Here is a 9,161-nt window from a genome sequence, read left to right on the forward strand (position 1 = left end):
CGGCGGGACGATGTGCAGCGCTTCTCCTTCCTCCGCGCGCCGAAGCAAATCCGTCAGTGCGGCCGTGTCGTCCACGGCGATCCGGCGCGTGGGCGGCAGGTGAAGCTGGCGCTCCATGGCCGTGACCTGGCGCACCTCGTCCATGAGCTCCGTCTCGTAGAGGAAGCTCCGGTCCGCGTACTCGTGGTCTCCCGGCACGCTCCCCACCAGCCGCAGGGGCCCCAGGCGCGTGTGGACGCGCATGCTTGGGTTGTTCCACTGCGCCACCCCTCGCATGCGCCTGGCGCGCAGCATCCTCAACGTCAGCATCTTCACCCACGAGCCCGCACGGATGCCGTGCACGAAGCTCATCAGCGAGACTCCAATGAAGAGGCCCGGCACCACCGAGGGCGCCGCGTAGTAGGCCGCGCCGATCGCCATGGCCTCGCCCGCCAGCTTCAGCCTCTCGCGTGCCTGGTCATCGAGCATCCGCGCCGGACACCGCAACAGGCCGATGGCTCCCGGCAACAGGTAGAGATCCGACAGCACCCAGCTCGGCACACCGATCGACTGGAAGGCGAGCTGGTTCAGCTCCCGGTACTGCCGCACCAGCTCTCCGTGGTGCTCGGCCGGAAGGAACTTCACGGGAACTCCCGCGGGCTTCAAGTCCAGCGCCTCCCCATTGGCGGCTGCGCCCAGCGCCGCGAGTGACAGCTCCGGGTGACGCGCGAAGAAGTTGGCGGCCAGTACCTGCATGTCAACCCTCTGCCTCCATTCGAGCCGCCACGGTAGCCAGGCGGTTCTCCTCGGGAATGGTCACGCGCTCCAGTTCCAGGCGCGCATGGGACACCAGACACCGCGACGCGCCTCCACCTTTCTCGCACAGCTCACGCATGACGAGGGCCGTCACTCGCATTCCCTGGGCCTCCACCAGCGCACGCACGCGCTCGGGAAGCACGCTCGCGGCGAGCAGCTCCCTGCCGAGCGGCAGGCCATTGGTGGCGTAGCTGCGAATCTCCTCCTTCGTCACGAGCAGCAGGCGCTCGCGGCCGAAGCGCTGCTCCAGCAGCGCGTAGGACGGCGGCGCGATGACCTCCGGGCACACCAGCATCCGATCCACCGCCGAGAGGGGCAGCAGGGCCATGTTGCCGTGAAAGGCGGGCTCGCGAAGCTCCACCCGCAGTACCTCGCCTGGGAAGTAGCGGGCGGCGGCCTCCAGGCCTTCGCGATCCGTGCGGACCCCATGAAAGAGGATCGTCGCTCCGTCGAAGGTGGCCACGTCTCCTTGGGCCTCCCAGATGCCGGCTCCCGGATTCACCACCTCCATGCCCATCCTCCGAGCCAGCGGCGCCCAGTGATCACGCTCCGAGCGGCGGTGGGGACTGGCCATGCGCGGCAGGAGGAACAGCGGCGGTGCGCCCTCGCGTGCGAGCACATGTCCGCACTCGGCGGCGTAGGGCATGCCGGTGAGCTCCTCCGAAGCAGAAGGCAGCGCCACCACCACCGCGCCGCGTGACTCCAGGGCTCGAGCGAACTCCAGCCACTCTCGGCGAGCCTCTCGCGCATCCACCGGCGCCGCCTGCTGACTGCGGAAGTTGGCCCTGCCCCGCAGCGCCCAGGTCCGCCCGGGGGGTGACATCAGGAAGAGATCCCTCATCGCTCTGACCCCTGACACTGAAGAGCTGAGCCAGCCATGAGGCGAGCGGCGGCTTGCCACGCCTCCAACACATCCCAGAACCTTCCAAACCTCGTGATGGCCTGAGGAGCATTGGCACCATAGAATGGGTGTATGGACGCGTTGAAGGCCCGAGTCGAACAAGGTCGCTTGGTCGTGGAGGAGCCGGTCGAGTTTCCTGAGGGGACCGTCCTCGAGCTGGCGATTGTGGATCCGGGTGATGACCTCGACGATGCGGAGCGCGATGCCCTCCACGCGGCTCTTGCCCGAGGATGGGAGAGCGCGAAAGCTGGCCAAGGCAGGCCTGCGGAGGAACTGATCCAGAAGCTCCGCTCCCGTAAATGAAGGCGCGCGTCATCGTCCAACCGGACGCAGACGAACAAGCCCTGGCCATCGACAGCTGGTGGCGCGAGAACCGTCCCGCTGCACCGAACCTCTTCGCGGACGAGCTGGTTGCAGCGCTCGGACTGCTCGCGGATGCGCCCGGTGCGGGGCGCCGATACCCTGCCCGGAAGATCCCCGGCCTCAGGAGGCTGATGCTTCCGGCCTCCCGCTATCACGTCTATTACGTGCACGATTCGGAAGCAGGCATCGTGCACGTCCTCGCCATCTGGAGTGCCGTGCGCGGAAAGGAACCTCCGCTCCGTGGTCCCTGAACTTCGAGATCCAACTGCACGCTGATGCACCCTCGATGCATTCGATGCTGGCTCGGCGCACGTGAGTCGGTGAGGCTGGGGTCGCGTGGACGAGACGAAACTGCCTGACCCCGAGGATCTCCAAGCCCTGCTCGCCGCGGCCCTGGCGCTGCCGGCGCTCAAGCCGCACGCCGCGCGCCTGGAGCGGCTCCGCCAGGACTACGCCCGAGGCGTGGCCCAGAAGGATGCCCCCCTCGCCGTCGCCCTGGTAGGTGCCACCGGCGCGGGCAAGTCCACCCTGCTCAATGCCCTGGCCGGACAGCACCTCGCCCGTGAAGGCGAGGACCGCCCCACCAGCACCACCGCCACCGTCTTCGCCCCGGCGGGCGCGGAGCTGGAGGCGCTGGCTCGCGTGGGCGCTACCGTGACGCGCTACACCGCCAGCCCCAACGGCCTCTGGGGTGGGCAGATCTTCATCGACACGCCGGACCTCAACAGCGTGGCCACCACCCACCGCGAGGTGGCTCGCGCCGCGTTGGAGCTCGCGGACGTGGCGCTCGTGGTCATGCACCGCGGGAGCGTCGCCGAGGCCACCCAGATCGAGTTCCTCTCCGAGTTCGCCCGGCGCCGCGCCCTCGTCTTCCTCATCAACTTCGCGGATGAGCTGTCCGCGGACTCTCGCGAGGCCCTCAAGGCCCAGGCGCGCAAGCTCGCCTCGGAGCAGCTCGGACTGCCCCAGGACTCCATCCCCACCTTCGCCATCAGCGCCCGATCCGCTCGCACGGGCAAGGACGTCTCGGGCGAGTTCGGCGCCTTCCTCTTCCACCTGCGCGAGCTGGCCACCCAGGCGGTGGCTTCCCGCGTGCGCCGGGGCAATGCCCTGGGCGCTCTGGAAGAGCTGGCCACCCGGGTGGAGTCGTCGCTTCAGGAGACCGAAGCCCTGCTGTCCCGCACGCGCGCCGCCTTGGAGGCCGGGCTCAATCGAACCAGCGAGGGGCTTCGCAAGGACTTCGACTCACGCCTCGGATTGGCCCATGGATACCTCGCCTCGGAGGTCCGCAGGCAGGCGGCGGGCCGCTTCTGGGGACCGGCCGCGTGGGGGCTTCGCCTCTCGCTGTGGGGCGCGGGAGGCATGGGCGCCGCGACGTTCCTGGCTCGGCGCAGCCTTCCCGTCGGACTCGCAGTGGCCGCGGCCTCCACCGCGCTGGATGCGGTGAGGGACAGAACCCGGGCCCGCGCCGCCGAGACCACGGTGGTGGAGCCCTTCGAGGATGATCTCGCGGTGGAGTCCGCCGCGCGCGCCGCGCTCATCGAAGCCCGCGCCGTGGCGCATGCGAGCGGCTTGTCTCCCGAGGCGCTGGGAGTCCCTGACACCGGCACGCTCCTGGCGGAGCTCCAGGCCATGCGCGCGAGCACCTGGCGCTACACCGCCACCACGGCGGTGGCGGAGGCCGTGGCGCGCTGGTGGCGCGTGGCTCGATGGCTGGTGCTGCCGCTCATCAACCTGCCCCTCTTCGCGCTGCTGGGGCACGTGGGCTACCGCGTGGTGCGTGCCTACCTGGAGGGCCCGCTGTTGACGACGGAGTACTTCGTCAACGCGGGCGCGCTCTTCGTGCTGCTCGCGGGCGCCGGGGCGCTGCTGGCCTCAGGGAGTCTCGCGGGCGCTGGCCGTGCGGCTCACCGGGCGGGCCGGCTGCGGTTTATGGAGGCCCTCACCACCCTGAGCGGGCGGCTGGGAGAGGCTGTCGAGGACACTCTGCGCCCCGGGCGGGATGCCGCTCGGCGCATGCTGAGCCTGATCCGCGGCCGGTGAGAGCGACACCACCGCCTCGCCCGTGCGCGAGGGCTCCTGCGCGGCCAGCACGCTGTTGTTCTGCGCGTCGCGGCACACCGGCGCCGCCACGTTCGTGTCACGCGCCGGATCGCCATAGCCGATGATGCGCGCGGGGACCGAGGGGTTGTTCCACCCGCGCCCCGTCTCCTGCGCCACCTTGAAGTGCAGGTGCGCGCCGCACGCCCAGCCCGTCTCGCCGGAGAAGCCCAGGAGCTGGCCCTGCTTCACGTGCTCGCCGGGCTTCACCACCACCGCGCTGAAGTGCAGGTACTGCGTCTCCAGCCCATCGCCGTGGGAGACCACGACGTAGTTGGCCATGGGGGCGAACTTCTCGTCACAGCCGCCCTCGGTGCTGTCCCCGCGTGCCATGCGGACAGTACCTTCATGGGCCGCGACGACCGGCGTGCCCTCGGGCATCCGGAAATCCCAAGCATACGTGTCGTTGTACTTGTGACTACCCGTGTCATGCGCCTGGCTCACCGGATAGATGCGGCCACACGCGAACGGGACAGCCACTTCAGGCATATCCACTTCGGAGTTGGGGGAGACTGCCGAGACCGAAGCCAGAATCAGAAGGGAGGGAATGATCATGGTTGGGGCCGCCTCTCAACTGAGAGACAGCCGCAGCCTATTCCGTGACGGAATTTCCCTTCAGCGCCGCCTGCCGCACGGCCCCTGAGCAGAGCCCCTGCCCTCCCGGTTGCTCTTCTCCAAGCTCCTGGGCGTTACTCACCGGCCTGACTGACTGGTCACTTTTTATATGAACGGCTAAAAGGAGTTCATGGCCCAGCGAAAGGCACGACAGGGGACGCCCTCGCGCCCGCGCCGCACCCAGCAGGAGCGCCGCGAGGAGACGCGCCGCCGGTTGCTCGACGCCACCATCACGGTGCTGGTGGAGCAGGGCTACGCCCGGCTGACGACCATCGAGGTGGCGAAGCGGGCTGGCGTCTCCCAGGGCGCCATCTTCACGCACTTCGACACCAAGGCTGATCTGCTGTGCGCCGCGGTCGAACACCTCTTCCCCCGGCTCATCCAGGACTACCTGGCCGGGCTCGGTGGCCTGCCGAGCGGGAGGGATCGCGTGGGCGCCGCGGTGCAGATGCTGTGGACCGTCTTCCAGCGTCCGGAGCTGCAGGCGGCCATCGAGCTGTACGTGGCGGCTCGCACGGACCCCGAGCTCCAGAGCGCGCTGGCCGCGATGGAGGGTCCCCACCGCGAGAACCTGGTGCGCGTGGCGCGCGAGCTGTTCCCCGAGGCCGCCTCGCATCCGGAGTTCGAGGGCGTGGTCGAGCTGGTCATCGACGCGGTGCAGGGCGGTGTCATCGCCCGCGTGGCGCGGCCGGATCACCCGGCGATCCAGCGCATGCTCAAGGTGCTCACGCGCTTCGTCCATCTCAGCTTCTTTCGCGGCCGGCAGCGCCCGCTCAAGCGGGCCTAACGAGGGTACCCATGGATACGACGCACATTCCCGATCTGCTCACCCCGGCCGTTCCGTTCTTCGTGGTGTCCGTCATCGTCGAGGCCGTGGTGGTGAAGCGGATGAAGGACGAGGGCCGCGACGTCCGAGGCCACACGGTGAAGGACACCGCCGCCAGCCTCTCCATGGGGCTCGGCAACCTCATCATCACCACCTTCTGGAAGGTCGTCGTCTTCGCGTTCTACCTGCTGCTCTACCAGCTCACCCCGCTGAGGATGGGCTCGGGGCCGCTGGCCTGGGTGCTGATCTTCTTCGGTGAGGACCTCTGCTACTACTGGTTCCACCGCGTCCACCACGAGAGCCGCTTCTTCTGGGCCGGACACGTCAGCCACCACTCCAGCCAGTACTACAACCTCTCCACGGCGCTGCGGCAGCCCTGGACGACGACCTTCACCGGCGTGCCCTTCTGGGCGCCCCTGGCGCTGCTCGGGTTCCACCCGGCGATGATCGTCGTCCAGCAGTCCATCAGCCTGCTCTACCAATACTGGATCCACACCGAGTCCATTGGCCGGCTCGGGTTCCTGGAGTGGGTGCTCAACACGCCCTCGCACCACCGCGTCCACCACGCGTCCAATCCGCAGTACCTGGACAAGAACTACGCCGGGGTCCTCATCATCTGGGACCGGCTCTTCGGCACCTTCGCGCCCGAGGTGGAGAAGCCCGTGTATGGGCTGACGAAGAACATCCACACGTACAATCCGGTGCGCATCGCCTTCCATGAGTTCGGTGCCATCTGGAGAGACCTGCGGCGCCCCGAGCCGCTGCGCCTCCGGCTCGCCCGCGCCTTCCGCAACCCGGCCTGGAAGCCCGAGGGAGAGCAAGCCTCTCCTCCGTCGACACTCCCGGCCTGAGAGAAGCCACCTTCCCGCTCAGGAAGAGGCAGACTGCCTCCCGTGTTCGCGCGCCACGCCGCCAGAGCGCATGGGAGGGTTATGGCCATGTCGTCGAAGTCCAGGAGGAGTTCGTGGGGATGGCTCGGGGTGTTGCTCGGGCTCGTGGGGTGCGCAGCCACGCAGAGCGCACAGCCTGTTCCCTCGTCCCCGGCCGCTGCCACGGGAGCGCCCGCGGTGATGGCCTTCGTCGGCGTCTCCGTCCTCCCGCTGGATTCGGATCGGGTGCTCGCAGATCAGACGGTGGTGGTGCGAGGCGACCGCATCGTGGCCGTGGGCCCGGCGGCCTCCACCCCCGTGCCCGACGGCGCGATGCGAATCGACGGGCAGGGCCGCTACCTCATGCCGGGGCTGGTGGACATGCACATCCACCTGCAGCCCGGTGACGGAGCGCCCTCGGATCCCGCCGGGCAGCAGCTCACGTTGCTGCTGGCCAATGGCGTCACCACCGCGCGAGCCCTGGTCGCCCCCCCGAGCGGCTTGGCCCTCCGGGATCGCGTGGCGCGAGGAGAAGTCCTCGGCCCCACCCTGCGAGTGGCGGGGCCTTCCTTCCACGGCAAGTCCGTCCAGGGCCCGGAGCAGGCCCGGCAGCGGGTGCGCGAGCAGAAGGCCGCCGGGTACGATCTGCTGAAGACGCATGGCGGCCTCGGCCGCGAGACGTACGACGCCATGATCTCCGAGGCCAAGGCCCAGGGCATGCGCGTGAGCGGCCACGTCACTCAGGATGTCGGGCTCATGCACGCGCTCGAGTCGGGACAGCAGATCGAGCACCTCGACGGCTACCTCGCCGCGCTCCTGCCGCCCGGAGACACCGCCGTGGTGGACCAGGTGGAGTTCGGTGAGCCCCTCGCCCGGATGGACCCGGCCCGCATCCCCGCGCTCGCCCTGGCCACGAAGCAGGCGGGCATCTTCAACTCCGCCACCATGGCCCTCTTCGAGATTGTCGCCAGCGACGGAGCCGTGCCCGAGCTTCGCACGAACCGGGAGCTGCGCTACGTGCCCTCCGCCGCGGTGGACTCATGGACGAAGGAGCTGCTCACCGGCCCGCTCTCGGCGGCTCCCGTGGCGGGCAAGCACCGGTTCCTCGAGCTGCGCCGGCTGGTGCTCCAGGGGCTACACACGGCGGGAGCGCCGCTGCTGGTGGGCTCGGACTCGCCTCAGCTCTTCATGGTGCCCGGCTTCGCGACGCACGATGAGATGGAGGCGATGGCCGCCGCTGGCCTGCCTCCGCTCACCGTGCTCCAGGCCGCCACGCGCAACGCGGCGGCGTACTTCGGGGAGAGCGATCAATGGGGCTCGGTGGCTCCCGGCCAACGCGCGGATCTGCTGCTGCTGAACACCAACCCGCTCCAGGATGTGTCGCTCACCCGGGCCTTCGTGGGCGTCATGGTGCGCGGCCGGTGGCTCCCCCGGAGCGAGCTGGACGCGAAGCTGGAGCAGGTGGCCGCCGCCGCCCGGGCCTCCAAGGGCTGACCCCCGGCCCGCTCGTGCACCCTTGTGTTCAATGCCGGGCGAAGTCCCTGCCCCTGGAGCCAGGAGCCCTCGGGCCACTTCCCCCCTGAGAGGCGAGGCGCTAGGACACACGGCAAACCCAGGCACTGGAGAGGCGTGATGACCCAGCGTGAGCTGTGGGAGCGATACAAGCAGTACCTGTGCGTCAGCCCCTCCGTGGGCTTCACGCTCGACATCTCGCGGATGAACTTCACCGCCACGTTCCTCGACCAGATGCGCGCGCCCATGCAAGCGGCCTTCACCGCCATGGACGCCCTGGAGAAGGGCGCCATCGCCAACCCGGACGAGAAGCGCCGCGTGGGCCACTACTGGCTGCGTGCTCCGGAGATGGCGCCCGAGGCGGAGATCGGCCGCGCCATCCGCGACACCCTCGCGGACGTGCACTGGTTCTCCGAGGAGATCCACGCCGGGCGCATCGTGCCGCAGACGGCCGAGCGCTTCACCCAGCTCCTGGTGGTGGGCATCGGGGGCTCGGCGCTGGGGCCCCAACTCGTGGCGGATGCGCTGGGCTCCGCGTCGGACCGGATGCGCGTCTTCTTCTTCGACAACACGGACCCGGATGGGATGGACCGCGTCCTGGCGCACATTGGCGACAAGCTGAAGGAGACGCTCACTCTGGTCGTCAGCAAGTCGGGCGGCACCAAGGAGACGCGCAACGGCATGCTGGAGGCCGAGCGCGCCTACCAGGCTCGTAACCTCTCGTTCGGCGCGCATGCGGTGGCGGTGACGGGCGACAACAGCGAGCTGGACCAGACCGCGAAGAAGAACGGCTGGCTGCGCACCTTCCCGATGTGGGACTGGGTTGGCGGCCGCACCTCCGTGCTCTCCGCGGTGGGCCTGCTGCCCGCGCGGCTGCAGGGGCTGGATGTGGATGGGCTGCTGTCGGGCGCTCGGGATATGGACAGGGAGACGCGCCAGCAGGACGTGAAGCGCAACCCGGCCGCCCTGCTGGCGCTGATGTGGCACCACGCTGGCAATGGGCGTGGCACCAAGGACATGGTCATCCTGCCGTACAAGGACCGGCTGATGTTGATGTCCAGGTACCTGCAGCAGCTCGTGATGGAGTCGCTGGGCAAGGAGCAGGCGCTGGACGGCAAGGTGGTGAACCAGGGCCTCGCCGTCTACGGCAACAAGGGCTCCACGGATCAGCACGCCTACG

Annotated in this window: 9 protein-coding genes and 1 pseudogene; 7 read left to right on the forward strand and 3 right to left on the reverse strand. The window is 69.2% G+C overall.

The window, feature by feature from the left end; all coding sequences use genetic code 11:
• Positions 1-735 (reverse strand): hypothetical protein (locus ACJ8AT_RS11770; RefSeq protein WP_407737783.1); only part of this gene is annotated, 735 nt, incomplete at its 3' end.
• A gap of 1 nt (position 736) precedes the next feature.
• Positions 737-1,636, reverse strand: coding sequence for a dimethylarginine dimethylaminohydrolase family protein (locus tag ACJ8AT_RS11775; protein WP_407737784.1), 900 nt, complete (start codon positions 1,634-1,636; stop codon positions 737-739).
• A gap of 132 nt (positions 1,637-1,768) precedes the next feature.
• On the opposite strand from ACJ8AT_RS11775, the gene ACJ8AT_RS11780 reads away from it, so the two are divergent.
• The 3 genes from ACJ8AT_RS11780 (at position 1,769) to ACJ8AT_RS11790 (ending at position 4,102) form a co-directional block, all read left to right on the forward strand.
• Positions 1,769-1,999: a hypothetical protein gene (locus ACJ8AT_RS11780; RefSeq protein ID WP_407737785.1), complete on the forward strand. Its 231-nt coding sequence runs from the start codon at positions 1,769-1,771 to the stop codon at positions 1,997-1,999.
• Entirely contained in the window at positions 1,996-2,310 is a 315-nt protein-coding gene (locus tag ACJ8AT_RS11785; RefSeq protein ID WP_407737786.1) for a type II toxin-antitoxin system RelE/ParE family toxin, read from the forward strand. Before ACJ8AT_RS11780 ends, ACJ8AT_RS11785 begins: the two co-directional genes overlap by 4 nt.
• An 85-nt stretch (positions 2,311-2,395) precedes the next feature.
• On the forward strand, positions 2,396-4,102 hold the full coding sequence (locus ACJ8AT_RS11790) for a GTPase (protein ID WP_407737787.1): 1,707 nt from the start codon (positions 2,396-2,398) through the stop codon (positions 4,100-4,102).
• Positions 4,103-4,282: 180 nt separating this feature from the next.
• Here the strand turns inward: ACJ8AT_RS11790 and ACJ8AT_RS11795 are convergent.
• Positions 4,283-4,714 (reverse strand): annotated as a pseudogene (locus ACJ8AT_RS11795) (M23 family metallopeptidase); the annotation flags it as partial.
• 190 nt (positions 4,715-4,904) lie between these two features.
• Between ACJ8AT_RS11795 and ACJ8AT_RS11800 the strand changes: the two are divergent.
• From ACJ8AT_RS11800 to pgi, 4 genes are all read left to right on the forward strand, one after another.
• Positions 4,905-5,561, forward strand: a complete 657-nt coding sequence (locus ACJ8AT_RS11800) for a TetR/AcrR family transcriptional regulator (RefSeq protein WP_407737788.1) — start codon at positions 4,905-4,907, stop codon at positions 5,559-5,561.
• A gap of 11 nt (positions 5,562-5,572) precedes the next feature.
• Positions 5,573-6,451, forward strand: a complete 879-nt coding sequence (locus ACJ8AT_RS11805) for a sterol desaturase family protein (protein ID WP_407737789.1) — start codon at positions 5,573-5,575, stop codon at positions 6,449-6,451.
• 87 nt (positions 6,452-6,538) lie between these two features.
• A complete protein-coding gene (locus ACJ8AT_RS11810; RefSeq protein WP_407737790.1) occupies positions 6,539-7,963 on the forward strand; it encodes an amidohydrolase family protein in 1,425 nt (474 codons plus the stop codon).
• 138 nt (positions 7,964-8,101) lie between these two features.
• A partial coding sequence (pgi, locus tag ACJ8AT_RS11815; protein WP_407737791.1) for a glucose-6-phosphate isomerase occupies positions 8,102-9,161 on the forward strand: 1,060 nt, incomplete at its 3' end.

The organism is Hyalangium sp. (assembly GCF_045802625.1).
Lineage (GTDB): Bacteria > Myxococcota > Myxococcia > Myxococcales > Myxococcaceae > Hyalangium.

Bases quoted from the DNA above. Each gene is read 5' to 3' on its own strand.
- ACJ8AT_RS11775 (WP_407737784.1), bottom strand. From the start codon at position 1,636: ATGAGGGATCTCTTCCTGATGTCACCCCCCGGGCGGACCTGGGCGCTG.
- ACJ8AT_RS11780 (WP_407737785.1), top strand. From the start codon at position 1,769: ATGGACGCGTTGAAGGCCCGAGTCGAACAAGGTCGCTTGGTCGTGGAG.
- ACJ8AT_RS11785 (WP_407737786.1), top strand. From the start codon at position 1,996: ATGAAGGCGCGCGTCATCGTCCAACCGGACGCAGACGAACAAGCCCTG.
- ACJ8AT_RS11800 (WP_407737788.1), top strand. From the start codon at position 4,905: ATGGCCCAGCGAAAGGCACGACAGGGGACGCCCTCGCGCCCGCGCCGC.
- ACJ8AT_RS11805 (WP_407737789.1), top strand. From the start codon at position 5,573: ATGGATACGACGCACATTCCCGATCTGCTCACCCCGGCCGTTCCGTTC.
- ACJ8AT_RS11810 (WP_407737790.1), top strand. From the start codon at position 6,539: ATGTCGTCGAAGTCCAGGAGGAGTTCGTGGGGATGGCTCGGGGTGTTG.